This is a genomic window from Trinickia mobilis (assembly GCF_017315705.1).
Lineage (GTDB): Bacteria > Pseudomonadota > Gammaproteobacteria > Burkholderiales > Burkholderiaceae > Trinickia_A > Trinickia_A mobilis.
In genome coordinates this window covers 25,010-51,018 of the sequence record NZ_JAFLRF010000025.1, presented here as the reverse complement: position 1 = coordinate 51,018, position 26,009 = coordinate 25,010, and the positions used below count along the sequence as shown (strand labels likewise).

Below are 26,009 nucleotides of genomic sequence, written 5' to 3'. Positions count from 1 at the left end.
GATGCCTCCCGCCGGGCCGCCCCAAGGGAGGCATCCGCCCCCTCGGGGGGCAGCGAACGATAGTGAGCGTGGGGGTAGTTCATGACGCCTCCTTTCGGTGCGTGGCGCCTTTCTTATTCGTTGATTGGCGGGTTCAGTATAGGCAGGCAAAAAACCGCCGCAACAGAGGAAAACCACTTAGCGATGGTGGCTTTGCTCGTTTGTCGTGCGGTGCAGGCAGACGCAAAGGTTGTCCCCGCGGTGGCAAAAAAATCGAAGAAATTGACGAAACTTTGATGCTCGATGTGGACCAATAGAGGGTCGCGCGGTGCGCGGAATTTCACGCGCCGCGCGACCCGAATTGGAGTGGCCACCGATGAATTCGCCCGTCAGACGCTCGCTCGAAATCGACTTCTTCCGGGGACTCGTGCTGATCGTCATCGCCATCGATCACATCCCCGGCAGCGTGCTCTCGCACGTCATGCTGCACAGCTACGCGTATTGCGACGCGGCCGAGGTGTTCGTGTTTCTCGGCGGCTACGCGTCGGCGGCGGCGTACACCGGCATCGAGGCTCATCGCGGCAAACCTGCGGCGAACCGGCGCTTTCTCCGGCGCGCATGGGAGATCTACCGCGCGTATCTGCTCACCGCGTTGCTGATCCTGCTATCCGGCGCCGCGTTGACGCGGTTGCGCGTCGATTCGCCGTTTCTCGCCGACACCGGATGGGCGCGCTTCCTGCACCATCCGCTAGGCCTGCTGGCAGATGTCGCGCTGCTCAAGCAGCAGCCGTATCTGTCGGCCGTGTTGCCGATGTATGTGTGCTTTGCGTTGAGCGTGCCGGCGATCGTGCCGCTCGCCGAGCGCACGCCGTCCACGGTGTTGTTCGCGAGCCTCGCGTTGTGGTTCTGCGGCCCGTGGCTCGCGGGCGCGTTGCCGGCCCCGGCCGACGGCGGCTGGGCGTTCAATCCGGTCGCCTGGCAATTGATGTTCGTGTTCGGCGTGCTGTGCCGCGTGCATCCGGCGTCGAACGCGTTTCAGGCGTCGCGCACCGGACAGTGGCTCACCGCGCTCGCGCTCGTCGTCGCGCTCACGCTGGCATTCATCAAGCTGTTCGTCGATACGCAGCCCGCGCCGGGCTACATGAAGCAGAACCTCGCGAGCCTGAGGATCGTCAGTTTCGTCGCGGTGGCTTGGCTTGCCGCGCAAGCCGTCCGCCTGCAATGGGTGCGTACGCTCGCGGAGCGCCTGCCGGGCGTCGTCATGGCGGGCAGGCAAGGGGTCGTGTGCTTTGTCGGCGGGGCGGTGGTGTCGATTGCCGTGGATGCCGCGACGCGGCTCGCGCATGGGCTCGCGCTGTGGCCGTTCCGGCTGCTCGGCGATATCGCCGCGATCGGCCTGCTGTTGGCGCTCGCAAAGCTCGCACACGACCGGAAAGCGCCGCGCGCCCGGTCGGCGCCGCTGCGGCCGGCTGCGGTGCCGGCGCGTGCCGTGGGCGATGAGCGAAGCGGCCGGGGCGAACGCTGACGAGCCGGCAGAAGCGCTCCTGACTCGCTGACGAAGCGCGGGCTACATCAGCTTGGCGTCGCGCGTTTCCCGCATGCAAAGCACGCCGACGAGGCTCAGCGCGGCGGCGGCGGAAACGTACGCGCCGACCCAGGCGAGTCCGCCGTGTGCGGCGAGCAACTGCGCGATATAAGGCGCGACGGAGGCGCCCAAAATCCCGCCGAGGTTATACGCGACGCCCGCTCCGGTATAACGCACGTGGGTCGGGAACAGCTCCGGCAGGAGCGCACCCATCGGCGCGAACGTGATGCCCATCAAGAAGAGTTCGATCGTCAGGAACAGCGCGACGAGCGGCATCGACCCACTGCCGAGCAGCGGCGCCATCGCGAATCCCGACAGAATCGCGGCGGCGATGCCGGCGATCAGCACCGGCTTGCGGCCGTAGCGGTCGCTGGCCCAGGCGGAGAGCGGCGTCGCGAGCGCCATGAAGACCACCGCGAAGCAGAGCATGCCGAGAAAGCTCTGGCGCGAGAAGTGCAGCGTCGACACGCCGTACGACAGCGAGAACACCGTCGAGATATAGAAGAGCGTGTAGCAGACGACCATCGCGAACGCGCCGAGCAGGGTCGGCCGCCAGTGATGCGCGACGAGCGAAGCGAGCGGCACCCGCACGCGCTCCCGCCGCTCGACGGCCGCCTTGAACGCGGGCGTCTCGGCGATCTTGAGCCGCACGTAGAGCCCGAGCGCGACGAGCACCGCGCTCACGAGGAACGGCACGCGCCAGCCCCAGCTGCGGAATTGCGCGTCGGAGAGCGTGAGCGCGAGGCCGAAGAAGAGCCCGTTCGACGCGAGAAAACCGACCGACGGCCCCAGTTGCGGAAACATCCCGAACCAGCCGCGCCTGCCGGCGGGCGCGTTTTCGGTCGCGAGCAGCGCCGCACCGCCCCATTCGCCGCCCAGTCCGATGCCCTGGCCGAAGCGCAGGATGCACAGCAGGATCGGCGCGAGGCTGCCGATCGCGTCATAGCCCGGCACGACGCCGATCAGCGTCGTCGAAATGCCCATCACGAGCAGCGACGCGACGAGCGTCGATTTGCGGCCGATGCGGTCGCCGAAGTGGCCAAACAGGAACGAGCCGATCGGCCGCGCGACGAACGCAATGCCGAACGTGACGAACGCGGAGAGCGCCTGCGCGGTGGCCGAACCGTGCGGGAAGAACACGGGGCCGATAACGAGCGCGGCGGCCGTCGCATAGACGTAGAAGTCGTAGAACTCGATCGCGGTGCCGATGAAGCTCGCGAAGATGATGCGCGAGCGGCTGGTTTGGGCGGCGGCGTCGGGCGCCGACGCCGCGGCGCGCGATGACGGCGACGATGACATGGGGGTCTCCATTGTCGTGACGCAAGCATCTGGCTGCCGCTTGCTTTTGCCGGGGTTGCGGCGAAGGCAAGCGGCAGCCGTTTGCGTTTGCTGCTGAGCGTCTGTTGTTCGAATTGGGCGAATTCGATACTACCGCGATGCAGCGAGGGCGGCGACCGTACTCGCCGGCGCGCGGCCGGTTAGGCGAGCGCCGTCGTACGCGCTTGCGTCGACGCAGCGCGTCTCAATCGATCGTTTGCGCCTGCGGCGACGCGAGCTCGCGCAACTGGAACTTGCCGTTGTCGTTGAAGAGCCAGTCTTCGAACAGCTCCAACTGCCCGCGGCCGTTGAGCAGTTTCGTCGGCGGCTGCGGCAGCGGCGACGCGCGGCGCAGCGCGGCGAGCGCGGTGCTCTCGGCTTCGTCGTCGCCGTTGGTCCGGAACACCGCCGACTGGAGAACGCGTCCGTCGCGGTCGATGGTGAACGAGACGACGACGAGCGAGCGCAGCATCGCCTGCGGCGTCCCTTGCAGCACATACGACGGATTGCGCTCGGCGATGCGCTGCGCGACCGCGGTGCGGTACTGATCGAGCGTTGCGCTGTTGACCGCGGCCGGCGGCGGCAGCGCGGCTGCTGCTGGCTGTCCTGGAGGCGTAAGCGTGAACGAGCATCCGGATGCGACAAGCGCGGCACCGAGCGCGGCAATGCACCAGGCGCCGCGCGTGCGTGCGGGGCGAGAGCGAGAGAGTTCGGAGATCATGGTCCTCTGCCGTTCTTGTTGAGGGCGTGATTGAAGGGTAGTCAATCGCGCAGCCGGCCGCATCGGCATTCGCTCTCATTGCGTGCGCGCGCGAACCGGAGCGGTACCGCTATTCGTCGATCGGTTAACTCCAGACGCGCCTCGAGCGCTTTTTTTTTGTCGATCAGGCGGCTTGAATCTTCCCGCGATGTTGCCCAAACGCGTCACGCGACGGACGTGCGTTCCTTGTCGAGATGAGCGAAGAGGCCGTCCCAAAGCGCGAGCCGTTCGTCGATCGCCGCGAGTCCGGCTTCGAGTGCGCGGGTCTGTTGCGAGAGATCGCTGCCGGCCGCCTCGCGAATCATCGCGCGTGCCGCCGGCCCGTGCTCGCCGGAATCGACTTCGATGTGGCGATCGAGGTAGTAGGCGAGGAGCGGAGTCGACGCGCGGTCGATCCGCCATTGATCGAGCAGTGCGCGGAACATGTCGGGAATGACGTTTTCGCGGCCATAGAAGAAGTTGCCGAGCACCTGATGCGTCTCGCCGTTCACGCAGGCGGACAGGGTGGCCTCGACGAAGCGCCGCACGGGCGCAGGCGCATCGACCGCCGCGAGCGCTGCCGCTACCGTGAAGCCCGAGCGCAGCAGCGAGACCATGTGCTCGATGCGCTCGGTCGACGCGCCGACGTCGCGCATCGCGTGCAGGTACAGGTCGAAGTGGCTCATGTAGCCGAGCGGCGTCTCGTCGGATTCCTCGCCGAGCACGATCTCGTTGATGAGACGCGCGGCGGCGGCGCTGCGGGGCGCGCTCCACGGCACGGCGACCGTTGTGAGATCGGCTTGCAGGCGTTTGACGAGTGACATGAAATCCCACACCGCGAACACGTGCCATTCCATGAACGTGCGCAATTCCTCGATGTCCCGAATGGCGCCGAATACCGGATGACGCGCGAGTTTTTTGTGCTGTTCTTTGATTCTCGATTCAAGCAAATCAAGCTGATTCATGGTTCTCCCCGATGGCCAAAAGCGCGGACCGAAACGGCGATGCACTCGACAGAGGGACGCCGTGATGCGCCATGCGTTTTTAGCGGCTAAGCGGCATAGAGAAAACCTGACCGCATTGACAGGTTGCAGACTTGTCTCTCGAAAAGGTATCGGGTGGCGCAGCGGCGGGCGTCCGCGTATCGCGCGGTGGTGCAATTGTTAAATGTGCGATTCGGGCGTTTTTCCCGGGCTGTAATTTGTATTGCTAAAGCGTGATGCTCATCCCGGCGATTTCGAAACCTAGCTGGCTTGCGACAGGAGCGATGCAAACAGCTCCGACAGTTCCGTCGCGCCGAAACGCCTTTCGCCGACGCCGTCTTCAACGTCGATCCGACCCGCGTTAAATACGTCGTACAGATCGGTGATCAGTTGCGCGTGGTTTGCACTGAGTCCGCTGCGCAGCAAGGTGGAGGTCCATTCGCTGCGCGGCAGTTCACGCGCGACAACTTCGCTGCCACTCACTTCACCCAGCGTACGGGCGACATCGAGCGCACTGACGCGCCGTGGTCCCTCGATGCTGACAACGCGCGGCGTCTCGTGGCGCGCATCGTCGAGCAGGAGTTCGGCGGCGAGTCGTCCCACGTCGTGCGCCGCGACGGTCGGAAAGCATCGGGTCAGCGGGTGATGCAAGCTTGGCAGCACGCCTGTTGCCAGTGCGACCGGCAGCACGCGCGCCCAGTTCTCCATATGTTCGGCGGAGCGCAGCAGCGTCAGAGTCGTCTTAGCCGGCTTCAACTGCGCTTCAAGATGGTGAAAGAGCAGCGTGATTCCCGTGCCGTGCTCCAGTTCCGCGCCATAGTCGGATAGCGCGAGTACCCGAGGCGGCGGATTCGCGCGCAATGCCGCGGCGGCGACTTCGATCATTTGGCGCATCGTTTCGCGAGGCTGGGTGTCGCCATTTGGCACCGGACAGAGGATTTGTACCGCGCGCGCGCCGTCTATCGCTTTGGCCACCGAAGCGGGGGCTGTCAGGTCGGCCAGCGCGATCTCGCAGCCGATTTCCGCAAGACTTTCAGCTTGTCGATCGTTGCGCACCACTGCGCGCACGGCGTGGCCTGCCTTTCGAAGGGTTGCAGCGGTGACGCGTCCTGCATTGCCTGTTGCTCCGAATATCACGAACACGTTGGACTCCTTGGTGGCCCGGGTCGGTCTGGTTTTCGTAAGGATAGGGGCAGGCGGCTTGCCGGGTGCGCAGACAACGATAGTCGTGAGCAGATCCGGATGACTTTCTTTTGTGCCGCCATAAGGGACGTGTGGCGGGACGTGTGGCGGGACGCGTGGCGTCAAGCGGATTGCCTAAAAGCGTTGCACAATGCGGGCATTTCCGACGACGTCCGTGAGGGGATGGAATGAACGCCAAGACGCCCGTTCAGTTGCCGCATTCCGGTTCCCGCATCAGCCTGCGCTCCAGCGCCAGCCTCGGCTGGAAAGGCTTCGGTGCTGAACTGATGCGCGTCTCAGCCGGCATGCACCGGATTCCCGCGCAGAAGCATCATCGGATCGGCGTGCACGTCGGTACCCCCGTCAAGGCGCGCTGCATGTGCGACGAACGTCGCTACGCGCGCGTCCAGGCGCACGGTGATGCCGACGTCATACCGGCCGGACTCGATGGTCAATGGATCGACGAGTCCGCCTGCACGATTTTCAGTATCTGGATAGGCGAGCTGTTCGCGCGCACGACATTCGAGCAATTGCATCGGAAGCCGAGTCAGCCGCAGATTCGCGCGCAACTCCAGATGCGCGACCCGCGCTTTCAACACCTGGCGTGGGCGTTGCGCGCGGAACTCGAGGCCGACGACGCGTCCGATCCGTTGTATGCGGAAAGCCTTTGCACGGCGATGATCGTGCGGTTGATCGACGGTGTGTCGGCGCTTGATGACCGACGCCGTACGCTTGCACCGAAACTGGCGGCGCGGGTGATCGAGTTCATCGAGAGCAACCTTGAACAACGCCTTACGCTGACCGAACTGGCCGCATTGGCCGAACTGAGCGTGCCGTATTTCAAGGTGCTGTTTCGCGAGACGCTTGGCGTGCCGGTACATCAATACGTGGTGCAGCGCCGCGTCGAGCGCGCCAAGATATTGTTGCTGCAGGGCAGGCTCAGTGTCAGCCAGGTTGCACTGGAAGCAGGCTTCGCGCATCAAAGCCACCTGGCGCACTGGATGAAGCGACTCCTCGGGGTCGCGCCTCGCGAGGTCGCGAAGACAAGCGCGCATGCGTTGCGTAGCGTCGACCCAACGGCGGCCGAGGCTGCCGGCATCGACGGCGGTCTTGCCCGATAAGATCTTTGCGCTTGAGCCCGTGGCGGGCTCTATGGCGGGTGTAGAAATGAAAAACGGGCCGAAAGGCCCGTTCTTGCTTGCTATCTGGCGGAGGGCGTGGGATTCGAACCCACGAAGGCCGTAAAGCCTTGCCGGTTTTCAAGACCGGTGCATTCAACCGCTCTGCCAGCCCTCCGAGGGCCGCCATTGTAACGCGAAACAGCGCGCAGGCCTCCGCAGCGCGCCTTTATTCTCCCTTGCCCTTCAGGAAGAGCGCCTGCAGATCGTTGAGGAAGCGCTGTCCAAGCGCTGTCGGCGCAATCTTTTCGTAGTCGCGCGTGATGAGCCCGCGCCGCTCCGCATCCTGCAGCGCCGGCTCGATCGACGTCATCGGCAGCCCGGTGCGCTCGATGAAGCGATGCACCGGAAAACCTTCGACAAGCCGCAGCGCGTTCAGCATGAACTCGAACGGCAAATCGTGCACGCCGACTTCATGCTCCTCCTGAACCGGCGTGCCGGCGCGCGCCTCTTCGATGAAGGTGGCCGGATGCTTGTAGCGGGCCTGCCGCACGATCCGGTTCGGAAACGACAGCTTCGTATGCGCGCCCGCGCCGATCCCGAGGTAATCGCCGAAGCGCCAGTAGTTGAGGTTGTGCTTGCACTGCCGGTGCAGCTTCGCGTACGCCGAGACCTCGTAGCGCTCATAGCCCGCCGACGCGGTGCGCTCGTGAATCCAGTCGTGCATGTCAGCCGAGGCGTCGTCGTCCGGCAGCGCGGGCGGGAACTTCGCGAACAGCGTGTTCGGCTCGAGCGTCAGGTGATACAGCGACAGGTGCGGCGGCGCGAACGACAACGCCGTTTCGATATCGGCGCGGCATTCGTCGAGCGTTTGCTGCGGCAGCGCGAACATCAGGTCGAGGTTGAAGTTGTCGAAATGCTTGGCGGCGATTTCGACGGCATGGTGCGCCTGCGAAGTATCGTGGATGCGGCCCAGCGCCTTCAGATGCGCCTCGTTGAAGCTCTGGATGCCCACCGACAGCCGATTCACGCCGCTCGCGCCGAACTGCGCGAATTTCTCGGCTTCGAACGTGCCCGGGTTGGCCTCGAGCGTGATCTCGGCATCGGCGTCGAGCGGCAGCAGCGCGCGCACGTCCGACAGCAGCCGGTCGAGCCCGCGCGCGGTCAGCAAGCTCGGCGTGCCTCCGCCGATGAACACCGTATGCACCTGCCGTCCCCAAACGAGCGGCAGCGCCTGCTCGAGATCGGCGCGCAGCGCGTCGAGATACTCGTCTTCGGGAAAGCGCTCGCCTTTCCACTCGTGCGAGTTGAAATCGCAATATGGGCACTTGCGCACGCACCACGGGAAATGCACGTACAGCGCGAGAGGCGGCAGCGACGTCAGGCGGAGGCTGCCCGGTGCGACGAACGCCTTGATTACGCCGGCGCCGGTCGATTGAGCGCTCACTTTTCCTCCGACAGCCGCGCCAGCAGCGCGCGCAAGGCGATCGCGCGGTGGCTGCACGAGTTCTTCACGGCAGGGTCGAGTTCGGCGGCGCTCGCGTTCAGCCTGGGGATGAAGAAGTACGGGTCGTAGCCGAAGCCGTTCGCGCCGCGCGGCGCATCGAGGATTTCGCCGTGCCAGCGGCCTTCGGCGATCAGCGGCTCGGGGTCGTCGGCGTGCCGCACGAGCGCGAGCACGCAGTAGTAGTAGGCGCGGCGATCGGCTTCCTCCTGCAACTGCTCGACGAGGCGCGCGTTGTTCGCCGCGTCGCTCTTTTCGCCGCCGGCAAGCTGAGCGTAGCGCGCCGAATAGACCCCGGGCGCGCCGCGCAACGCGCGCACGCACAGGCCGGAATCGTCGGCGAGCGCGGGCAGGCCGGTCGATTTCGCGGCGTGGCGTGCTTTCGCCAGCGCGTTTTCGACGAACGTCGGATGCGGCTCTTCGGCCTCCGATACGGCCAGCTCGCCTTGAGCGACCAGCTCGATGCCGGCCGCGCTCGCGAGCGCCGCGAATTCGCGCAGCTTCCCGGCGTTGTTCGACGCGAGGACGACGCGTTTGAGCGGCGCATTCACGCCAGCCGCGGGCACGAATGCGTCCGCTTGCGTGTGCAGTTGATCACTCACTTTGGTTCTCCAGCGCTTCCTTCTGTTTCTGGATCAACTGCGTAATACCGCTTTGCGCGAGATCGAGCAGTTTGTTCATCTCGTCGCGCGAAAACGGTACGCCCTCGGCCGTGCCCTGAATTTCGACGAAGCCGCCGTCGCCCGTCATCACGACGTTCATGTCGGTGTCGCACTGTGAATCTTCGTCGTAGTCGAGATCGAGCACGGGCGTGCCTTCGTAGACGCCGACCGAAATCGCCGCCACGTAGTCGGTGATCGGCGACTTCTCGATGCGGCCTGCTGCGAGCAGCTTCGCGACCGCATCATGCGCGGCGACGAACGCGCCGGTGATGCTCGCCGTGCGCGTGCCGCCGTCGGCCTGGATCACGTCGCAGTCGATGTGCAAGGTGCGCGGGCCGAGCTTCTCGAGATCGAACACCGAGCGCAGCGCGCGCCCGATCAGGCGCTGGATTTCCTGTGTGCGTCCCGTCTGCTTGCCGCGCGCGGCTTCGCGGTCGCTGCGCGTGTGCGTCGCGCGCGGCAGCATGCCGTATTCGGCGGTGAGCCATCCTTGACCGCGGTCGCGCAGGAATTCGGGCACGCGCTCGGCGATGCTCGCCGTGCAGATCACTTTCGTGTCGCCGAATTCGACGAGCACCGAGCCTTCCGCATGCTTCGTGTAGTGTCGCGTGATGCGTACGTTGCGCAAGGCGTCGGCGCGTCGCCCGCCGGGGCGCTGGATGGTGTCGGACATAGGTCGGGAGATGGGGAGGGGAAACCGTGATTTTACCGCTGATCGAATTGCGCCGATGCCGCGCCAAAGCGTCCTGTTGCGAGGATGCGCGGCGGCGCCGGTCCCGGCATGCACGCGCGTCCGTGCACGGTGCGCAACGCCGATTTGCGCGCGCCGGGCTGGACCAAGCGCGGTCGGTAAAAATGGGATAATGCGCGTTCAACGCCTTGCGCCTCGTACGCGCCGGGCGTCTCCAACCAAACAGCCGGCGACGGCCCAGCTCAAGTGCCCCCAGACCTGTCGCTACGCGACAGCCCCCCGAGGGGGCGATCCCCCGATCCCCCAAGGGGACTTCCTGCGGGGCGGAAAACTTGGGGCGGCCCGGCGTTTTCTTCAGAGAGACGAACGATGATCTACAGCATGACAGGCTACGCGAGCGCAACGCGCGAACTCGCGGCCGCGGCAGGCACCGGCGGCGTGAGCGTCTCGGTTGAGCTGCGCACGGTGAATTCGCGCTTCCTCGACCTCAATTTCCGCATGCCCGAAGACGTGCGCGCGTGCGAGCCGACGCTGCGCGAAATGCTGATGAACAAGCTCTCGCGCGGCAAGGTCGACATTCGCATCAACCTGCAGCGCAGCGAGCAGGCGACGACGGCCGGCTCGCTCAATCGCGCCGCGCTCGAACAACTCGCCGCGCTCGAGCGCGCGGTGCTCGAATCGTTTCCCGACGCCGAGCGCATGCGTACCGGCGAAATCCTGCGCTGGCCGGGCGTGCTCGCCGAGAGCGGCGTGTCGCCGGAAGATCTGCGCGACGCGGTGCTCGCGTGCGGCAAGCAGGCGATTCACGATCTGATCGACGTGCGTGCGCGCGAGGGCGCGCAGCTCGCCGCGATGCTGCTCAACAACGTCACCGAGATGGAATCGATCGTGCAGCGCATTACGCCGCTCGTGCCGGAGCTGATCGCCAAGCACCAGCAGAAGATCGTCGAGCGCCTGCAGGAAGCGCTCGGCATCGCGGCGCCCGATACCGCGGCGACGATCGTGTCGCGCGAGGAGATCGCCGAGCGTATTCGTCAGGAAGTGACGATGTACGGCATTCGCATCGATATCGCCGAGGAGCTGTCGCGCCTTTCCGCGCATTTGAATGAAACGCGCCACGTCATCGAGAAGGGCGGCAAGGTCGGCAAGCGGCTCGACTTCATGATGCAGGAGCTGAACCGCGAAGCGAACACGCTGGGTTCGAAGGCGGCGGCGAAGGAACTCGCCGATTCATCGATGACGTTGAAGCTTCTGATCGAACAGATGCGCGAACAAGTACAGAACCTGGAGTAACCACGCTCATGACCGACCACACCCATCAACCTCAAGAACCGCACGAAGCGAACGCGGGCGGCGGCGCGCGCAAGGCGCCGCGCAATCCGTATGCCGGCGTTTATCCCGGCAACCTGTTCATGGTCGTCGCGCCCTCGGGCGCCGGCAAGTCGACGCTCGTGAACGCGCTGCTCGCGAAAGACCCGGCGATCCGCCTGTCGATTTCATACACGACGCGCAAGCCGCGCCCCGGCGAGCAGGGCGGCCAGCACTACCATTTCACGACCGTCGACGATTTCCTCGCGCGCCATGCGCAAGGCGAGTTTCTCGAAAGTGCGGAAGTGCACGGCAACTACTATGCGACGTCGCGCGTCTGGATCGAAGAGCAGATGAAAAGCGGCCATGACGTGCTGCTCGAAATCGACTGGCAAGGCGCGCAGCAGGTGAAGAAGCAGTTCCGCAACGCGGTCGAGATTTTCATTCTGCCGCCGTCGCTCGAAGCGCTCGAAGTGCGCTTGAAAAAGCGCGGCCAGGACGAGCCGAATGTGATCACGCGGCGCCTGCTTGCCGCGGGCAGCGAGATCGCGCACGCGTCGGAAGCCGAGTATGTGCTGATCAACGAGCACTTCGATCAGGCGCTCGCAGAGCTGCAATGCCTCGTCGACGCGACACGTCTGCGCTTCGGCTCGCAATACGCGCGGCACGCGGCGCTTTTCGTCGAGCTCGGCATCCACTTGCCCCACGCCGACTGAGGGCGGGTGCTTGCGCACATAAGGTAGAATAAGCAACATACTGAGAAGGAATTTCCGAACATGGCTCGCATTACCGTCGAAGACTGTCTGAAACAAATCCCGAACCGTTTCGAGCTGGCGCTCGCCGCCACGTATCGCGCGCGCCAACTCGCGCAAGGCCATACGCCGAAGATCGAAAGCCGCGACAAACCCACCGTCGTGGCACTGCGCGAAATCGCGGCCGGCCAGATCGGTCTCGAGATGCTCAAGAAGGTCCCGGTATAACGCACGGCTTGCTTTGGCAGCCATGTGGAACCTAAGCGCAGCCCGGCAACATAACCGATACGGAGGCGAATATGAGCATTACCCCATCGTCCGCCTCCGCAGACACGGACCACGAAGCTGACGCGCCATCGGCTGCGCGCAAATACATCGATGCGGTCCTCGAACAATCGTTTCGCCATTTGTTCGGGCCGACCGCGACGCCAGAGCAGCCTCGCAAGCACGATGTCGTATCGATTGCGAAGCTCACGGCGGCACTCTCCGGCTACCTGAGCCCGGAGGAGATCAAAGAGGCCAAGGCGGCGTTCCATTTCAGCGACGAAGCCCACCTCGGCCAATATCGCCAAAGCGGCGAGCCCTACATCACTCATCCTGTCGCCGTCGCGGAAATCTGCGCCGGCTGGAAGCTCGACGACCAGTCGATCATGGCGGCGCTGTTGCACGACGTCATGGAAGACCAGGGCGTGACCAAGGCCGAGCTCGCGGAGCGGTTCGGCGCAAAGGTGGCGGAACTGGTCGACGGTTTGTCGAAACTCGACAAGATGGAGTTTCGCAATCGCGAAGAAGCGCAGGCGGAAAACTTCCGCAAGATGCTGCTCGCGATGGCGCGCGACGTGCGCGTGATTCTCGTGAAGCTGGCCGACCGCCTCCACAACATGCGCACGCTCGGCGCGGTGCCGCCCGAGAAGCGCCGCCGCGTGGCGCGCGAAACGCTCGACATCTACGCGCCGATCGCGCACCGGCTCGGGCTGAACAATACCTATCGCGAGCTGCAAGACCTGAGCTTCGCGAACTTCAATCCGTACCGCTACGCCACGCTCGAAAAGGCCGTGAAGGCCGCGCGTGGCAACCGGCGCGAAGTGGTCGGGAAGATTCTCGAATCGGTCCAACGCGCAATTGCGGACGCGCAAATCGAAGCCGAAGTCACCGGCCGCGAGAAGACGATCTTCAGCATCTACAAGAAGATGCGCGACAAGCAGTTGTCGTTCTCGCAGGTGCTCGACGTGTACGGGTTCCGCGTGGTCGTCGACAGCGCGCTCGAATGCTATACCTGCATCGGCGCGCTGCATGCGCTCTACAAGCCGGTGCCGGGCAAGTTCAAGGATTACATTGCGATTCCGAAGGTCAACGGATATCAGTCGTTGCATACGACGCTCGTCGGCCCGTTTGGCGCACCGATCGAATTCCAGGTTCGCACGCGCAAGATGCATGAAATCGCGGAGGCGGGCGTTGCCGCGCACTGGCTGTACAAGAACGGCGGCGCGGATTTGAACGACGTTCAGAAGCGCGCACATCAATGGCTCAAATCGCTGCTCGACATTCAAAGCGAAGCGGGCGATTCGAGCGAATTCCTCGAGCACGTCAAGATCGATCTCTTCCCAGATGCGGTCTACGTGTTCACGCCGAAGTCGAAGATCATGGCGTTGCCGCGCGGCGCGACTGCACTCGACTTCGCGTACTCGATCCACAGCGACCTCGGCAACCAGTGCGTCGCGGTGAAGATCAACAACGAGCTGTTGCCGCTGCGCACGGAGTTGAAGAGCGGCGACATCGTCGAAGTCATTACGGCACCGTACTCGAAGCCGAATCCCGCGTGGCTTGGCTTCGTGCGCACCGGCAAGGCGCGATCCGCGATCCGGCATTATCTGAAGACGATGCGCCTGAACGAGTCGGTGCAATTGGGCGAGCGGCTCGTCGACCAGAGCCTCAAAGGCTATGGTTTCTCGCTCGCCGATGTCGAGCCGGAAGTCTGGGAGAAGCTCGTTCAGTGGACGGGCAACAAGAACCGCCAGGAAATCTTCGCGGACATCGGGCTCGGCCGGCGCGTCGCCGCCGTGATGGCCAAGCGCATCGAGGTGCTGATGAGCGGCCGGGACGGCGACGACGAGCATCCGCGTGCCGAACATGCGGGCGCGGGTCACCACGCGCCTCCTGTCGTCATCACGGGGACCGAGGGCATGTCGGTGCAGTTGTCGGCGTGCTGCCGCCCGATTCCTGGCGACGACATCATGGGCTATATCGGCATCGGCTTAGGTATGGCAATACACACGACCGATTGCCGCGTTGCTCAGAGGATCCATCGTCGCGATCCGGGCCGTTGGATCGACGTGGCGTGGGCGCCGCAGCCGGGACGACTGTTCGATGTGGCCGTGAAGGTGCTCGTGAAGAACACCAAGGGCGTGTTCGCGCGCGTGGCGGCCGACATCACCTCCGCCGACGCCAATATCGTCCACATCGCCATGGATGAGGATCTGTCGCAGGAGTCGACGATTCTGCGCTTCGTGATTCAGGTCAGCGATCGCGTCCACCTGGCGAACGTGATGCGCCGTGTGCGCACGAATCCGGATGTGATGCGTATCGCGCGCGAACGTCCGAGCGAAGAGGGGCACCACCGTCACGATGGCGGGATGCGGATCGATCGCGAGCGGGCCGACTACTAGCGTGCTTTTCCGGGTGCCGTCGAGGGGCCCGGAGCGCGGGCTTCGCGGCGGCGCAGCTCAGCGCCCCGGCGTCAAAAAACAAAAAAACGCAGCAGAAAAGACAAAAGGCCTTCCGAACGGAAGGCCTTTCAACATGGGTGGCGCGGCTGGCAGGATTCGAACCCACGACCCCTTGGTTCGTAGCCAAGTACTCTATCCAACTGAGCTACAGCCGCACGCAAAACGATACTTCGGTGAAACAAAAGAGCCTTCGCAGGAAGGCTCTTGAAAAGAGTGGCGCGGCTGGCAGGATTCGAACCCACGACCCCTTGGTTCGTAGCCAAGTACTCTATCCAACTGAGCTACAGCCGCACGCAGGAGTGGGATTATAGCAAAGTCGCGAGAAAAGGGAAGCCATCAGCGCTTTTTTCTCCTGTCGTGCCTTTCGCGTGTAACCTTGATGCTTGTACGTCCGTTGCGGTCTGCATCATGAACAAAGCCTTTGTCAAAGAGTCGAGCGACGACGCTGACGACGATCTCGACGTCGCACAGCCGGAGATGCCGGCCGGCGCGAAGAACTACATCACGCCCGTGGGGCACAAGCGCCTGCGCGATGAACTGCTGCATCTGATCGATGTCGAGCGGCCCGAGGTGGTGCGCCTGGTGTCGTGGGCAGCATCGAATGGGGATCGCTCCGAGAATGGCGATTACATCTATGGTAAACGTCGGCTGCGCGAAATCGATCGGCGCATACGGTTTCTGACGAAGCGTCTCGATCTCGCTGAAGTGGTCGACAGCAGCAAGCAGGAGAGCATCGATCAGGTGTTTTTCGGTGCGACAGTCGAATATGCGACGGCGGATGGCGAGTCGCATACGGTCACGATCGTCGGTGTCGACGAGGTCGACCTCGATCAAGGGCACGTCAGCTGGATTTCGCCCATTGCGCGGGCGCTGTTGAAATCCCGGGTCGGCGATGCGGTGACGCTGCATACGCCGGCCGGGCCCCAACTCATCGACGTGCTCGACGTGCGCTATCCGTCGGCGTAGCCGGTAGTCGAATAAGGCTTCTGGCGTCGCTCGGGCCGGCGGCCTGAACGACGCCACGATCAGGCCCTTAGGTCCGTATCAGCCGGCGTCCGGCCGTGCCTCCACTAGGACGAGCAGCGCCTGGACCTGATTGAGGACGCTGCTGCACTTCGACACCAGATACTTCGAGTAGCGAGCCTGTTGCGGCGGGAAATTGGACGGGAGGTAGATCCAGCCGTCGCCGCTGAGCTGGATCCACAAGTTGGCTTCCTTCCAGAACGGCGCGCGGGGCGGCTGCCGGCCAGCGGGGGCTTTTCAGCAGACAAAAAAAAGGCGCCGCAAGCGGCGCCTTCAATACTGCAGTGAAGCTTATGCAGCTTAGAAGCGGTGACGCAGGCCAGCCGTCACAGCAACTTGGTTGCTGGTCGTCGATGCACCGCCACCGCTGGTGGTGTTGTTGATCATCGCGCCAATCGTTTCGCCGTTCAGGCCTTGATTGTTCATCACGTGTTGGTATTCGCCCTGCAGGTACACGTCCGTCCGCTTGGACAGGGAGTAGTCGGCGAGCAGGTTGAATTGGCCCCACTTCGGCATCGAGCCCGACCCGAAGTTGGCTTGCGTGTACGTGTACGCGCTTGCGAGGCTCAGTGCCGGCGTCAGAGCGTAGCGGCCGTTCAATTCGAAGTTCTGGAAGTGGACGCTGTTGCCGAAGAAGTTGACGGTCTGCCCACCCGCCGTGCTGGAATTGATGCCCGAACCTTGGGTCAGGTTCGTTTGCGTGTACACGAAGCCGACCGTAGCCGGTCCGAACGCATAGTTCGCGCCCGCGCCCCAGGTTTGTTGACGGCCAGCGAGCAACGTGTTGTCGAGGCTGACTGCCCCGGACGCGTTCACTGCGGCCAAGCCTGCAGCGGCCGTGTTGCCGCCAAAGTTGTTGTTCAATTGCAGGTACCCCGCCCCAACGTTCAAGCCGCCGTAGGTATACGAAGCGCCGGCGCTGATGACTCGATTGTTCGAGAATTGACCTGCGGTGTTCGAGAACCCGTACAACGCACCGAACTTGAGGCCGGCATAGTTTACGCTCGTGAACTTCACCGAGTTGTTCACGCGGAACGTGTTGTTCAAGTTGTCATTGTCGAACGGGTGGGCGAAGTAGGTGCCACCAAACTGAGTGCCGGTCAGCGCCAGCGGGCCGACATAATCGACCACGCTGTCATATTGACGGCCGAGGGTCACCGAGCCGAACTGGTCGCTCGCCAAGCCGACGAACGCCTGGCGGCCGAATTCACGGCCGCCTTGGCCGAGCGTGCCATTGCCGATGGTGAAGCCGTTTTCCAACGTAAAGATAGCCTTCAGACCGCCGCCGAGGTCTTCGGAACCACGCAGGCCCCACCGGCTGCTGTTGATCGCGCCATTCGTTTGTTGCCAGTTGCTGTGGCCGTGTTGGTTGTTCGTGTACGTGATGCCCGCGTCGATCAGGCCGTACAGCGTGACGCTGCTTTGTGCGTGAGCGGCGGTTGCAAAAACGCCCGACAGGGCAGCGACGAGAAGAGTCTTTTTCATCTTTGTGAGCTCCGGAATAGGAGAGCGGGCTTTCTAACCCAGTCTTGAAGGAAACTTGTGTCACGCAGCCGTGCTGCGAGAAGAACCGCATGACCGCGCGCCGGTATGCAAGGACAGCCATCACCAGACAGGGCAGAGTGTAAATAGTCCGTTGTTCGCGGTGCGATTTCGAATTTCGCAATAATCTATTCGGAATATCGCAATGATGGGGTTAGTCCGGAGATGCCTTGATACTCAAGGGTCTTCGGCATGCCTGCTGGGGCTTGACGGGGTAGTCAACCGCGTGGTGTTGTGTTTTTATGACAGGAGATGCGGCGCAAAAACAACAGTTTTCGAGGTGTCTCGATCGATTGTTGATGCTCTTGAAATAGATGTTTGCGTCGCCTACCGATAATCACGCGGTATCACATCGATATAATTGGGTCTCTGCTTTCCCAAGCAGACTTTTTCGTTGACGGAAAAAGATCTCCAAACCTTTGTCGGCGCGACCTTCCAGTCGCGCTTTTTTTTGCCCCTAATATTAGTGAGTCCGGCGATGCGCGCGGCGTACTCCCGTTGAAGCCGCCCCTTCGAAAGCCGGCGTTACCGTCGTCGTCCAATCCTCCATTACATAGTGTCGCGCGTCCATCGGTGAAGAGAGTAGATTTTGCCAATGGTCGCCGTGCCACGCAGGGTCGAAATCCAATACCGATGCCTGACGCTTGGATGCCGCCTCAACGCACGCTTCTGCTGCGTGGTGTGGGCGGGTAAACCACGAGACCAGGCGCTTCAAGTCAGTCATCAGCATGGCAATCTCCAGATGCAAACCAGCTACTTGCATCATGATGTGACAGCTTTACTGCAACAACCCGTAAAAACACTTACCAAAGACATACTTCGTTACGATTGCGGTATCTTCTCCCGCTTGGTCCGGCACCGTTTGACGTGTCCAAGTAATATCGCCATGCAATTGTTGGACAAAGGTTATTCGTGAGATTATGCAGAACGGATAATCATCATCAGCAGGCACGTAATGCGCTAAGCATTGCCAAAAAAATAACTTGACTGTCGCTGATTGTTGCCTTTATAAAAGCGAGGCTCGATTTGGCAATCACTGTGCTGTGGCAATTTGGCCGCTGCGCGACCTGGTCGGGTTTTGATATTTTTTAGCTGTGGGCTTGGCCCGTTTTATTAAAATTTCGAGGGAAACTGCATTATGGAAACCGGTATCGTCAAATGGTTTAACGATGCTAAGGGCTTTGGTTTCATCACACCCGATGGGGGTGGCGATGATCTGTTTGCGCATTTTTCGGAAATTCGCGCGGAAGGCTTCAAATCGCTGAAAGAGAACCAGCGGGTTTCGTTTGTAACGAAGCCCGGCCCCAAGGGCAAGCAGGCAGCGAATATCCAGCCGCTCTGATTGCCGCGTCGCTCGCCTTCGACTAGGCTAAGCCCCTGTATGGGGGCTTTTTTTGATTGCAGTTGCGTTCGTCGATGTGGCTCGGAGGCGGACGGCGCGGGCCAGGCAACGCCATTGCCGTTGTTGATGGAATCTTTTTCGGATATGTTGCCGCAGAGGTTCCGCAGTGCTCGTGCAAGCAAATAATCAATCTAACAGAATAGATATAACGTTAGCAGTTTGGAATGCGGTAATTATTTTTTTGTCAGATATATTGAATTTCGTCGCGAAGAGTCAATATATCGCTAAATTCGGAAATAAAATCGGGGCTGCTTTTTCAATCGGCCGGTTGCAACATCGTTTTATCATCGGATGGTTTTGCGTCGTTATTCCAGGCGATGGCCACAACCGAGCAACAAATTCCCCAGCGTCGGCGTCGGTCGGGCATCGGCTGGTGCATACTTCGTTAACCGACGCATCCAACGCTCTTCTCCATGCCCGATCCGCTTCTGCTGAACCCTGCTATCGACACGCCTATCGCTTTCGTCGACCTCGAGACCACGGGCGGTTCGACTTCGGAGCACCGGATCACCGAGATCGGCGTCGTCGAGGCGGGTCCGCAGGGCGTGTCCCGCTGGAGCACGCTGGTCGACCCGCAACAGCCGATCCCGCCATTCATCCAGCAGCTCACCGGCATTACCGATCACATGGTGCGCGGGGCGCCCACTTTCGACCAAATCGCACACGAGCTATTCGAGCGGCTAGACGGCAAGCTGTTCGTTGCGCACAACGCGAGTTTCGATCGTGGCTTTTTGCACGGCGAGTTCCAGCGCGCGGGAGTAGGGTTCAATCCCGATGTGCTGTGTACCGTGCGCCTGTCGCGTGCGCTGTATCCGGCCGAAAAACGCCATGGCCTCGATGCGCTTGTCGAGCGTCACGCGCTCGTGCCGTCGGCAAGGCACCGCGCGCTCGCCGACGCGGATCTGCTGTGGCAGTTCTGGCAGCGGCTGCACGGACTGATTCCAGTCGACGTGCTCCGCGAGCAGATCGAGCGCACGACGCGCCGCTTCCGGCTCGCCGGCGATATTACGGAAGACGTGCTTGACGCTGCACCCGGGGGCTGCGGCGTCTATGCGTTCTACGGCGAAGCGGATGTCCCGCTGTACGTGGGGCGCAGCGTCCGCCTGCGCCAGCGTGTGCGCTCGCATTTGTCCGGCGAGCGCCGTTCCGCAAAAGAGACGCGGCTCGCCCAGCAAATCCGGCGAGTCGAGTGGCGCGAGACCGGCGGCGAACTCGGCGCATTGCTCACCGAGGCGCAGTGGATCGCTGCGCTGCGGCCGCTCCATAACCGGGTACTGCGCGTGAGCCGTAGCGATCCCGTCGACGCGCCGTGGCCGTTCGAGGGCGCGATTGTCTTCGAAGAGCGCGAAGATGGCGCGTCTCGGGCTGCGATTCATGTGGTCGACCGCTGGCGTTATCTCGGCTGCGTGGCGTCCTTGGCGGAAGCGGCGACGCTTGCCGCGGGCAGTGCGGCGAGCGATTTCGAATTGTCGACCTATCGAATTCTGCAGACGCATCTCGCACGCGGACTGCGCGTCAGCCCACTTGGCGACCGTGTTGCCACGACCGCCTGACGGACCCACGGCTTAACTCACGGCTTAACCCACGGCTCCCACGCCGCCTACCGAGCACACGTGCCCGAGCGCGGTCATAAGCGCGCTCGAACCGGTCGCGCCGTAGCGCGTCAGCGCCTTCCAGTTCGCGATGCTGCGCGCCACTCGAGACGGGCAGTCTGGCGCATCGCGTATGCTCTGCACTCGCGCGAGTCCGGCGAGCATCGACTTCGTGAGCTGGTCGAGTTGGGGGCGCGTGCTCGTTGCGAGATCGGGTGGCGTGCCTTCTGGCGGACGCGTCGCGCGCCAGCCATCGAAGAGTGCGTTCTGCACCTGTTTGCTTGCGTCGATCTGATCTTGAAAGAATGCGCGTGCGAATGCGGGATCGACGCCTGCCGCCGGCGCGCGCTTCTCGACGTCCGCGAGCAACGCCGCTTCGCGAGGCGCGTCGGTGATCGGCTTATGGTTGGCCCACTTCCAGCGAGCGACCGGCTCGGCCAGCGCGAGACGTTGCGAGGCTAGTGCGACGAGATTGGTGAGCGCCGTGTCGTCGCCGTCGGCGGCGGCAGGGCGGGGCGCGAAGCCGGCAAAAATTGCGCATACGAGCGCGGCAATGGCGCCGACGCGAAGCGAAAGTGTCATGGATGGTGAGGCAATGAGTGGCCCGCGATGACAGGTCAGGCGATGGGCCGGGAACGAAACGACAGAGAATAGACGATGCGCGTCAACCGCGCTCGGGAGTGGATTCAACGAACGGACGCGCTTGGACGTGTCACGCCGTTCAAAGGTGAAGTTGCGCAAACGCAAGGCAAGGCGCGCGCAGCGGCGATAAGACGTCCACAAGCCGCGCCGCCGCGGACCTTGTGGGCGACGCCCGGCGCGACGGCGCTCGGCGTGGCGACGCCCGAGGCAAATGTCACACCAAGGCGCAGTGGAGTGCGCGGTTGTGCAATTACTTCGGATCGCACGATTTGCGTTGTTCGTCGAGGAACGCGCGAACGTGCTCAGGCAGTTCGGCACCCAGAAATTCAACGCCCACCGGTTCCGGATCCGGGCTCATCACCTTGTCGGGTGTCGGAACTTTCATCGGTTTGGCATCCATGATGTTTCTCCTAGTAGAACCAATTATCTGACGCGGTTCTTGCCTTGCACCAGCCTGGAAACGTTTCACCGCTGCTTTGTTGCTTTAACGGCACACACCCGCTCTTCTTCAAGATGGATCAATAAAATGAATAGTTCCCATCAATCGTCTTGCATTTTGTTAACGATTTGAGTGGCGCTTGGTATACTGCGATCGCTTAAATCTCATCAATGCAACGCCTTCCATCTTCGGGCAGCGCCTTGCCTGCGTCGCGCAACCTCGCGCCCTTCCTGAAACCACGCTGATCTAGTTGTACCGCCGTCCGTATGCCGCTCGTCGCGAGCCGGCATGGGCACTCGTGCCGCCGTCCGTCCGCTCGCGCGCCGATCTTGCATCGACCGGCGCCGGATGCGTTCGCACCCTGGCTAACCCGATCACATGTTTCAGACTCTCATGCGCATCGCTACCGCTGCGCGATCGCCTCATCGATGTCTTTGCATCGCGCGCACGATCGCGTTCACCATCCAACCCGCTTTGGCGGATCACACCGTTCCCGGGTCTCAAGCTGCATCTCAAGCCGATTCCAAGTTAACGACTCAATCCGCCGAATCGTTGACCCCGAGGCACACATTGCAGACCATCGGCGTGACGGCCGCGCATCCTGCATTCGCTCTGAATACGCGGGGCGTGGTCGAACGGATTCAGCGCGAGCAGTTCGACACGCACAACGTCGTCACCACCGAAGACGCGCTGAAATACGCGCCAAACCTGATGGTGCGCAAGCGTTTCTCGGGCGGCCGCAACGCGCCGTTTGCCGGGCGCGACTTCAACGAACTGCAAAGCGCGCGCGGCTCGTCTATCCCGACGGTCTGCTACTGTCGAACCTGCTCGGCTCGAACTCCGTGCCGGTGACGGGCGCGGCCGCCGATAGCGGGCCGAATGGCCAGCCGCGCGTGATCGTCTGCGCGCGGCCGGCGACCCACGCGGGCGTGTCCGACAGGCCGATGTAGCGGAACTTGCCGGCCCGCACGGCATCGTCCATCGCGCGCATCACTTCGTCGGCGGGCGTCATCCGGTTAGTCCCTGAGCCAGAACACGCGCAAGTAGCTCGCCGACGACTTCGAAGCGGCACGATCGATCGCGTACAGCTTGTGGCGCGCGGCGTCGATCGCGACGCCGCGCGCACCCTGAAAGTCGTCCGCGAGCACGCCGACCGTGCCGTCCGGCGCGATCTTGCAGAGGCCGTCCTTGTTGCATTTCGTATAGAGCGTGCCGCTCGCATCGACGGCCAGCAGGTCGGGACTCTCGACGTGCGCGAACGTAGCGGCGGATGGGAGCGGTTGCGGCGCATTCAGCAATTGATCGAGGTTCGCCTCGACGATGCGATCGTTGGCCTGGTCCGAGACGAACACGGTGCCGCCGAATACCGCGACGCCGACGGGCTTGCCGAGACCCGTCAGCAGATCGCGCTCGAGGGCGGTGTGCGTCGCCGCGTCGTAGGTCAAGAGGCTCAGGCCGCCTTGCGGCGGGCTCGCGCCGTGTTTGACGAACCATGTCGACAGCAGCTCGCCTTCGCCGGCGGATACGAGCCCCAGTCTGCGCCGCGCAGGATCAGGGCCGCCTAGCGCAGCGAGCGCGCCACGGCCGGTGATCGCAAAGACCGCGCTTGCGGTGCCGTACCCGAAGCGCTCGGCGAACAGCACACCCGAGCGGGAGAACGTCAACTGGCTCAGCGCATTCGGCTGGCCTGCGACGACGGGAATCGCCGCGTAAGGCGTGAACGTCACGCCGTCCGCCGAGCTCAACACGGTATTGGTGCGATCGTCGGTGATGAACACGGCGCCGTCCGAGGGACGCACGGCGACGCCGTTCGAGTGGGCGTCCAGTGCGATGCGCTGCGGCGCGGCGAGGCCGAACGCGATGCCTTGCGGCGAAACGCCGAACGAGTGTGCGCCGCTGCAAGCACCTAGCGCGCCGACGACGCAAATCACGCTCACTGAGCGGATGGCCCGGCCCGCCATTCGGGAAACGCTCTGCAACCCACACATGTTTTCTCCTTTGAATCCGCACCCTATGCCGGTTCGTACATAGAGTAGATGTTCGCCGAGGGATGGGTGAGAGATGCGCCTGTCGATACTGTTGTGTCCACGTGGTCGGGAAGCGAGAGGCCGCGACTTTTCCAGTCAGGTTCGGAGACACAAATGAACTACCCCCACGCTCACTTACGTTCGCTGGCTTGCCGGAGGCGGGGATCGCGCCGGGTACGCGTTGGGAAGACGTCCCCGGCGACTGGATCTGCCCCGATTGCGCGACGGGCAAGCACGACTTCGAAATGCACGTGGTGAGCTCATGACGGCGGCAGCGAAACATGTCGACGATCGCGAACCGATCGTCATCGTCGGCACCGGCATCGCCGGCTATACGGTCGCGCGGGAGTTGCGCAAGCTGGACGGCGAAGCGCCGCTCGTCCTGGTCACGCAGGACGACGGCAGCTTCTATTCGAAGCCGATGCTTTCGAATGCGCTCGCGATGAAGAAACATCCATCGGCGCTCGCGACGTTCGACGCCGCTCAGATGCGTGCGCAATTGAACGCGGACATTCGCGTCCATCGACGCGTCGAACGTCTCTCTCCGAACGAGCGCGAGATCGTGGTGAACGGCGAGCCGCTGCGCTATCGCAAGCTCGTGCTCGCGACGGGCGCGGACCCTCGGCGCCTGCGCATCGAGGGGAGCGGGGCCGGCGACATCCTGTCGATCAACGACCTCGGCGGCTACGCGACGTTCCGGCAGGCGCTCGAGCGCTGCCAGGCGGTGGCGATTCTCGGCGCCGGATTGATCGGCTGCGAGTTCGCGAACGATTTGTCGGCGGCGGGCTATGCCGTCTCGTTGATCGATCCTGCAAGCACGCCGCTTGCCCGCTTGCTGCCCGAAGCGCTCGGCACCGTGTTCGCGAATGCGCTCGATGCGAGCGGGGTTCGCTTGCATTTGGCGCGCAGCGCGGCGTCGGTCGATCGCTTGCAGGCCGGCTATCGCCTCACGTTCGCCGACGGCGGACATCTCGACGCGGACCTCGTGGTATCGGCGGTCGGTCTCGTGCCGCGCACGGCGTTGGCGGCCCAGGCTGGGCTCGCAATCGGGCAGGGCGTCTGCACGGATGCGTGGTGCCGCACCAGCGCTGCCGATATCTACGCGCTGGGCGACTGCGCCGAGATCGAGGGCAAGGTCCAGCCTTACGTGCTGCCGATCATGCATGCGGCGCGCGCGCTTGCGCGCACGTTGCACGGCGAGCCGACGCGCGTCGCTTTCCCGGTGATGCCGGTCACGGTGAAGACGCCGGCGACGCCCGCCGTGGTGGTGTCGCCGGAGCGCGCCGGCGAATGGCGCATCGAGGATATGACGGGGGCGCCGCCCCATGCCGCGCGGGCGATCTGCCGCCACGCCGAAGACGAGCGGACCATCGGCTTCGCTTTGCTGGGTGCCGCTATCGAAGGCAAGGCCGCGCTGATTCAGGCGATGACGCCGGCGAGAGGGCAGTAAATCGCGGGCATGAGAACAACGGACAACAAAGAACGCGCTTCAATCTGACCGGCCACGTTTGACGCACGATCGGCGGTGCGGAGGTCCTGTCTTCTCGATGCACATCCGGTTGCCGCAGCAAAAAGCCCAGTCACTTGGACTGGGCTTTTTGCTTGATTCTGTTGGTGCCGGAAAGAGGAATCGAACCCCCGACCTTCGCATTACGAATGCGCTGCTCTACCGTCTGAGCTATTCCGGCATCAGAGAAACGCGATTATAGACGCGCTTTTAGCCGGTTGGCAAGCCGATCGTCAAATTATTCATTCGGCATGGTAGCGGGTCACGCGGTCGACCTCGTTCTTCGAGCCGAGGAACACCGCGACACGCTCGTGCAGGCTCTTCGGCTGAATCTCCAGGATGCGCTGCTTGCCGTTGGTGGCGGCGCCGCCGGCTTGTTCGACGATGAACGCCATCGGGTTCGCTTCGTACATCAGGCGCAGCTTGCCGGGCTTGTCCGGCGTGCGCTTGTCGGCCGGATACATGAAGACGCCGCCGCGGTTCAGGATGCGGTGCACGTCGGCGACCATCGACGCGATCCAGCGCATGTTGAAGTCTGCCTGGCGCGGGCCTTCCTTGCCGGCGTTCAACTCGCCGATGTATTTCTGCACTGGCGGGTACCAATGGCGCGCGTTCGACGCGTTGATCGCGTATTCGCGCGTGTCGACGGGAATGCGCAGATCGGCGTGCGTGAGCACCCACGAGCCGAGTTCGCGGTCGAGCGTGAAGCAGTTCACGCCGTTGCCAGTGGTGAGCACGAGAACGGATTGCGGGCCGTACACCGCATAGCCGGCCGCGACCTGCTGCGTGCCGGGCTGCAGGAACGACTGCTCGGTCGCCTGCTGGCCGTCCGGGCAGCGCAGCACCGAGAAGATCGTGCCGATCGATACGTTGACGTCGATGTTCGACGAGCCGTCGAGCGGGTCGAACACCAGCAGATATTCGCCGCGCGGATAGTTGGCCGGGATCGGGAAAACGTGTTCCATTTCTTCCGACGCCATCGCCGCGAGATTGCCGCCCCATTCGTTCGCGTCGAGCAGAATTTCGTTGGAGAGAATGTCGAGTTTCTTCTGCACCTCGCCCTGGATGTTCTCGCTGCCGGCCGAGCCGAGCGCGTCGCCAAGCGCACCCTTGCTGACGTGATAGCTGATGCTCTTGCATGCACGCGCGACGACTTCGATCAAAAGGCGCAGATCGGCGGGCAGGTTGTTCGTCTCGCGCTGTTGCTCGATCAGGTACTTCGTGAGGGTGGTACGTCGCTGCAGTGACATTGCTGTACTCCGGTATGGCAGGGGAATGCCCTGATTTTA

Annotated in this window: 27 protein-coding genes, 4 tRNA genes and 1 pseudogene; 13 read left to right on the top strand and 19 right to left on the bottom strand. The window is 63.2% G+C overall.

What is annotated here, in order from left to right:
- Positions 1–81: 81 nt before the first annotated feature.
- Positions 82–276: a hypothetical protein gene (locus J3489_RS26150; RefSeq protein WP_207003023.1), complete on the top strand. Its 195-nt coding sequence runs from the start codon at positions 82–84 to the stop codon at positions 274–276.
- Between the two features lie 79 nt (positions 277–355).
- On the top strand, positions 356–1,504 hold the full coding sequence (locus J3489_RS26145) for an OpgC domain-containing protein (protein ID WP_207003021.1): 1,149 nt from the start codon (positions 356–358) through the stop codon (positions 1,502–1,504).
- A gap of 42 nt (positions 1,505–1,546) precedes the next feature.
- Here the strand turns inward: J3489_RS26145 and J3489_RS26140 are convergent, their stop codons facing one another.
- The 4 genes from J3489_RS26140 to J3489_RS26125 all read right to left on the bottom strand — a co-directional run bounded on the left by J3489_RS26140 (position 1,547) and on the right by J3489_RS26125 (position 5,746).
- Positions 1,547–2,863 carry an MFS transporter gene (locus tag J3489_RS26140; protein ID WP_207003019.1) on the bottom strand — a complete coding sequence of 439 codons (1,317 nt, stop codon included), beginning with the start codon at positions 2,861–2,863 and terminating at the stop codon, positions 1,547–1,549.
- Positions 2,864–3,086: 223 nt separating this feature from the next.
- Positions 3,087–3,602, bottom strand: coding sequence for an energy transducer TonB family protein (locus tag J3489_RS26135; protein ID WP_207003018.1), 516 nt, complete (start codon positions 3,600–3,602; stop codon positions 3,087–3,089).
- A 203-nt stretch (positions 3,603–3,805) separates the two neighbouring features.
- On the bottom strand, positions 3,806–4,585 hold the full coding sequence (locus tag J3489_RS26130; RefSeq protein ID WP_207003016.1) for a DUF3050 domain-containing protein: 780 nt from the start codon (positions 4,583–4,585) through the stop codon (positions 3,806–3,808).
- A gap of 279 nt (positions 4,586–4,864) precedes the next feature.
- Positions 4,865–5,746: an NmrA family NAD(P)-binding protein gene (locus J3489_RS26125; protein WP_207003014.1), complete on the bottom strand. Its 882-nt coding sequence runs from the start codon at positions 5,744–5,746 to the stop codon at positions 4,865–4,867.
- A gap of 227 nt (positions 5,747–5,973) precedes the next feature.
- Here J3489_RS26125 and J3489_RS26120 point away from each other — a divergent pair, with 227 nt between their 5' ends.
- Complete coding sequence (locus J3489_RS26120; RefSeq protein ID WP_207003012.1) at positions 5,974–6,906, top strand: AraC family transcriptional regulator; 933 nt, start codon at positions 5,974–5,976, stop codon at positions 6,904–6,906.
- A gap of 85 nt (positions 6,907–6,991) precedes the next feature.
- On the opposite strand, the gene J3489_RS26115 is transcribed toward J3489_RS26120, so the two are convergent.
- The 4 genes from J3489_RS26115 to rph form a co-directional block, all read right to left on the bottom strand.
- A tRNA-Ser gene (locus J3489_RS26115) sits at positions 6,992–7,081 on the bottom strand.
- Between the two features lie 51 nt (positions 7,082–7,132).
- Positions 7,133–8,350: a radical SAM family heme chaperone HemW gene (gene hemW, locus J3489_RS26110; RefSeq protein WP_207003010.1), complete on the bottom strand. Its 1,218-nt coding sequence runs from the start codon at positions 8,348–8,350 to the stop codon at positions 7,133–7,135.
- Positions 8,347–8,973, bottom strand: a complete 627-nt coding sequence (rdgB, locus tag J3489_RS26105) for an RdgB/HAM1 family non-canonical purine NTP pyrophosphatase (RefSeq protein ID WP_207003086.1) — start codon at positions 8,971–8,973, stop codon at positions 8,347–8,349. The genes hemW and rdgB overlap by 4 nt, the downstream gene beginning before the upstream one ends.
- Before the next feature lie 28 nt (positions 8,974–9,001).
- Positions 9,002–9,742, bottom strand: coding sequence for a ribonuclease PH (gene rph, locus J3489_RS26100; RefSeq protein ID WP_207003008.1), 741 nt, complete (start codon positions 9,740–9,742; stop codon positions 9,002–9,004).
- Between the two features lie 387 nt (positions 9,743–10,129).
- Between rph and J3489_RS26095 the strand changes: the two genes are divergently transcribed.
- The 4 genes from J3489_RS26095 (at position 10,130) to J3489_RS26080 (ending at position 14,486) form a co-directional block, all read left to right on the top strand.
- Complete coding sequence (locus tag J3489_RS26095; protein WP_207003006.1) at positions 10,130–11,053, top strand: YicC/YloC family endoribonuclease; 924 nt, start codon at positions 10,130–10,132, stop codon at positions 11,051–11,053.
- An 8-nt stretch (positions 11,054–11,061) separates the two neighbouring features.
- Positions 11,062–11,784, top strand: a complete 723-nt coding sequence (gmk, locus tag J3489_RS26090) for a guanylate kinase (protein ID WP_207003005.1) — start codon at positions 11,062–11,064, stop codon at positions 11,782–11,784.
- A gap of 60 nt (positions 11,785–11,844) precedes the next feature.
- Positions 11,845–12,048: a DNA-directed RNA polymerase subunit omega gene (gene rpoZ / locus J3489_RS26085; RefSeq protein ID WP_136892627.1), complete on the top strand. Its 204-nt coding sequence runs from the start codon at positions 11,845–11,847 to the stop codon at positions 12,046–12,048.
- Positions 12,049–12,119: 71 nt separating this feature from the next.
- Positions 12,120–14,486: a RelA/SpoT family protein gene (locus tag J3489_RS26080; RefSeq protein WP_207003002.1), complete on the top strand. Its 2,367-nt coding sequence runs from the start codon at positions 12,120–12,122 to the stop codon at positions 14,484–14,486.
- A 138-nt stretch (positions 14,487–14,624) separates the two neighbouring features.
- Here the strand turns inward: J3489_RS26080 and J3489_RS26075 are convergent.
- Together J3489_RS26075 and J3489_RS26070 are read right to left on the bottom strand one after the other, a co-directional pair.
- A tRNA-Arg gene (locus J3489_RS26075) sits at positions 14,625–14,701 on the bottom strand.
- A 59-nt stretch (positions 14,702–14,760) separates the two neighbouring features.
- Positions 14,761–14,837 (bottom strand) — tRNA-Arg (locus tag J3489_RS26070).
- 117 nt (positions 14,838–14,954) lie between these two features.
- Here J3489_RS26070 and greB point away from each other — a divergent pair.
- Entirely contained in the window at positions 14,955–15,512 is a 558-nt protein-coding gene (greB, locus tag J3489_RS26065; RefSeq protein ID WP_207003000.1) for a transcription elongation factor GreB, read from the top strand.
- A gap of 78 nt (positions 15,513–15,590) precedes the next feature.
- Here greB and J3489_RS26060 read toward each other — a convergent pair whose 3' ends face one another.
- The 3 genes from J3489_RS26060 to J3489_RS26050 all read right to left on the bottom strand — a co-directional run bounded on the left by J3489_RS26060 (position 15,591) and on the right by J3489_RS26050 (position 17,877).
- Positions 15,591–15,752: a hypothetical protein gene (locus J3489_RS26060; protein WP_207002998.1), complete on the bottom strand. Its 162-nt coding sequence runs from the start codon at positions 15,750–15,752 to the stop codon at positions 15,591–15,593.
- 117 nt (positions 15,753–15,869) lie between these two features.
- Positions 15,870–17,054 (bottom strand): porin, encoded by a 1,185-nt coding sequence (locus J3489_RS26055; protein ID WP_207002996.1) that lies wholly within the window; start codon positions 17,052–17,054, stop codon positions 15,870–15,872.
- A gap of 520 nt (positions 17,055–17,574) precedes the next feature.
- A complete protein-coding gene (locus J3489_RS26050) occupies positions 17,575–17,877 on the bottom strand; it encodes a hypothetical protein (protein WP_242540306.1) in 303 nt (100 codons plus the stop codon).
- A gap of 372 nt (positions 17,878–18,249) precedes the next feature.
- Between J3489_RS26050 and J3489_RS26045 the strand changes: the two genes are divergently transcribed.
- Both J3489_RS26045 and J3489_RS26040 read left to right on the top strand, forming a co-directional pair.
- The gene (locus J3489_RS26045) at positions 18,250–18,453 is read left to right on the top strand and encodes a cold-shock protein (RefSeq protein ID WP_207002994.1); all 204 of its coding nucleotides are present in this window, start codon (positions 18,250–18,252) and stop codon (positions 18,451–18,453) included.
- A 473-nt stretch (positions 18,454–18,926) separates the two neighbouring features.
- Positions 18,927–20,066, top strand: a complete 1,140-nt coding sequence (locus J3489_RS26040) for an exonuclease domain-containing protein (RefSeq protein ID WP_207002993.1) — start codon at positions 18,927–18,929, stop codon at positions 20,064–20,066.
- 24 nt (positions 20,067–20,090) lie between these two features.
- Here the strand turns inward: J3489_RS26040 and J3489_RS26035 are convergent, their stop codons facing one another.
- Positions 20,091–20,687: a chorismate mutase gene (locus J3489_RS26035; protein ID WP_207002991.1), complete on the bottom strand. Its 597-nt coding sequence runs from the start codon at positions 20,685–20,687 to the stop codon at positions 20,091–20,093.
- Positions 20,688–20,997: 310 nt separating this feature from the next.
- On the bottom strand, positions 20,998–21,147 hold the full coding sequence (locus J3489_RS26030) for a hypothetical protein (RefSeq protein ID WP_175425629.1): 150 nt from the start codon (positions 21,145–21,147) through the stop codon (positions 20,998–21,000).
- A gap of 606 nt (positions 21,148–21,753) precedes the next feature.
- Between J3489_RS26030 and J3489_RS26025 the strand changes: the two are divergent.
- A pseudogene (locus J3489_RS26025) lies at positions 21,754–22,025 on the top strand (TonB-dependent receptor); the annotation flags it as partial.
- Here J3489_RS26025 and J3489_RS26020 read toward each other — a convergent pair.
- Positions 21,983–22,198 (bottom strand): aldo/keto reductase, encoded by a 216-nt coding sequence (locus tag J3489_RS26020; RefSeq protein ID WP_207003092.1) that lies wholly within the window; start codon positions 22,196–22,198, stop codon positions 21,983–21,985. The pseudogene J3489_RS26025 and the gene J3489_RS26020 overlap by 43 nt on opposite strands.
- A gap of 4 nt (positions 22,199–22,202) precedes the next feature.
- Positions 22,203–23,174: an NHL repeat-containing protein gene (locus tag J3489_RS26015; RefSeq protein WP_207002986.1), complete on the bottom strand. Its 972-nt coding sequence runs from the start codon at positions 23,172–23,174 to the stop codon at positions 22,203–22,205.
- Positions 23,175–23,236: 62 nt separating this feature from the next.
- Between J3489_RS26015 and J3489_RS39080 the strand changes: the two genes are divergently transcribed.
- Positions 23,237–23,479: a rubredoxin gene (locus J3489_RS39080; protein WP_207002985.1), complete on the top strand. Its 243-nt coding sequence runs from the start codon at positions 23,237–23,239 to the stop codon at positions 23,477–23,479.
- Positions 23,476–24,663 carry an NAD(P)/FAD-dependent oxidoreductase gene (locus tag J3489_RS26005; protein ID WP_207002984.1) on the top strand — a complete coding sequence of 396 codons (1,188 nt, stop codon included), beginning with the start codon at positions 23,476–23,478 and terminating at the stop codon, positions 24,661–24,663. The genes J3489_RS39080 and J3489_RS26005 overlap by 4 nt, the downstream gene beginning before the upstream one ends.
- A 162-nt stretch (positions 24,664–24,825) precedes the next feature.
- On the opposite strand, the gene J3489_RS26000 is transcribed toward J3489_RS26005, so the two are convergent.
- Both J3489_RS26000 and J3489_RS25995 read right to left on the bottom strand, forming a co-directional pair.
- Positions 24,826–24,901 (bottom strand) — tRNA-Thr (locus tag J3489_RS26000).
- A 61-nt stretch (positions 24,902–24,962) separates the two neighbouring features.
- Positions 24,963–25,970: a class 1 fructose-bisphosphatase gene (locus tag J3489_RS25995; RefSeq protein WP_207002982.1), complete on the bottom strand. Its 1,008-nt coding sequence runs from the start codon at positions 25,968–25,970 to the stop codon at positions 24,963–24,965.
- Between the last annotated feature and the right edge of the window lie 39 nt (positions 25,971–26,009).

What these genes read in the sequence shown, in the direction of transcription:
- J3489_RS26030 (WP_175425629.1), bottom strand. Translation starts at nt 21,147, where the DNA reads ATGGATGCCAAACCGATGAAAGTTCCGACACCCGACAAGGTGATGAGC.
- J3489_RS39080 (WP_207002985.1), top strand. Translation starts at nt 23,237, where the DNA reads ATGGGTGAGAGATGCGCCTGTCGATACTGTTGTGTCCACGTGGTCGGG.
- J3489_RS26040 (WP_207002993.1), top strand. Translation starts at nt 18,927, where the DNA reads ATGCCCGATCCGCTTCTGCTGAACCCTGCTATCGACACGCCTATCGCT.
- J3489_RS26135 (WP_207003018.1), bottom strand. Translation starts at nt 3,602, where the DNA reads ATGATCTCCGAACTCTCTCGCTCTCGCCCCGCACGCACGCGCGGCGCC.
- J3489_RS26150 (WP_207003023.1), top strand. Translation starts at nt 82, where the DNA reads ATGACGCCTCCTTTCGGTGCGTGGCGCCTTTCTTATTCGTTGATTGGC.
- J3489_RS26145 (WP_207003021.1), top strand. Translation starts at nt 356, where the DNA reads ATGAATTCGCCCGTCAGACGCTCGCTCGAAATCGACTTCTTCCGGGGA.
- J3489_RS26055 (WP_207002996.1), bottom strand. Translation starts at nt 17,054, where the DNA reads ATGAAAAAGACTCTTCTCGTCGCTGCCCTGTCGGGCGTTTTTGCAACC.
- J3489_RS26015 (WP_207002986.1), bottom strand. Translation starts at nt 23,174, where the DNA reads ATGTGTGGGTTGCAGAGCGTTTCCCGAATGGCGGGCCGGGCCATCCGC.
- rph (WP_207003008.1), bottom strand. Translation starts at nt 9,742, where the DNA reads ATGTCCGACACCATCCAGCGCCCCGGCGGGCGACGCGCCGACGCCTTG.
- J3489_RS26005 (WP_207002984.1), top strand. Translation starts at nt 23,476, where the DNA reads ATGACGGCGGCAGCGAAACATGTCGACGATCGCGAACCGATCGTCATC.
- J3489_RS25995 (WP_207002982.1), bottom strand. Translation starts at nt 25,970, where the DNA reads ATGTCACTGCAGCGACGTACCACCCTCACGAAGTACCTGATCGAGCAA.
- J3489_RS26140 (WP_207003019.1), bottom strand. Translation starts at nt 2,863, where the DNA reads ATGTCATCGTCGCCGTCATCGCGCGCCGCGGCGTCGGCGCCCGACGCC.
- rpoZ (WP_136892627.1), top strand. Translation starts at nt 11,845, where the DNA reads ATGGCTCGCATTACCGTCGAAGACTGTCTGAAACAAATCCCGAACCGT.
- J3489_RS26120 (WP_207003012.1), top strand. Translation starts at nt 5,974, where the DNA reads ATGAACGCCAAGACGCCCGTTCAGTTGCCGCATTCCGGTTCCCGCATC.
- J3489_RS26045 (WP_207002994.1), top strand. Translation starts at nt 18,250, where the DNA reads ATGGAAACCGGTATCGTCAAATGGTTTAACGATGCTAAGGGCTTTGGT.
- J3489_RS26020 (WP_207003092.1), bottom strand. Translation starts at nt 22,198, where the DNA reads ATGACGCCCGCCGACGAAGTGATGCGCGCGATGGACGATGCCGTGCGG.
- J3489_RS26080 (WP_207003002.1), top strand. Translation starts at nt 12,120, where the DNA reads ATGAGCATTACCCCATCGTCCGCCTCCGCAGACACGGACCACGAAGCT.
- J3489_RS26050 (WP_242540306.1), bottom strand. Translation starts at nt 17,877, where the DNA reads ATGATGCAAGTAGCTGGTTTGCATCTGGAGATTGCCATGCTGATGACT.
- J3489_RS26130 (WP_207003016.1), bottom strand. Translation starts at nt 4,585, where the DNA reads ATGAATCAGCTTGATTTGCTTGAATCGAGAATCAAAGAACAGCACAAA.
- J3489_RS26095 (WP_207003006.1), top strand. Translation starts at nt 10,130, where the DNA reads ATGATCTACAGCATGACAGGCTACGCGAGCGCAACGCGCGAACTCGCG.
- gmk (WP_207003005.1), top strand. Translation starts at nt 11,062, where the DNA reads ATGACCGACCACACCCATCAACCTCAAGAACCGCACGAAGCGAACGCG.
- greB (WP_207003000.1), top strand. Translation starts at nt 14,955, where the DNA reads ATGAACAAAGCCTTTGTCAAAGAGTCGAGCGACGACGCTGACGACGAT.
- J3489_RS26035 (WP_207002991.1), bottom strand. Translation starts at nt 20,687, where the DNA reads ATGACACTTTCGCTTCGCGTCGGCGCCATTGCCGCGCTCGTATGCGCA.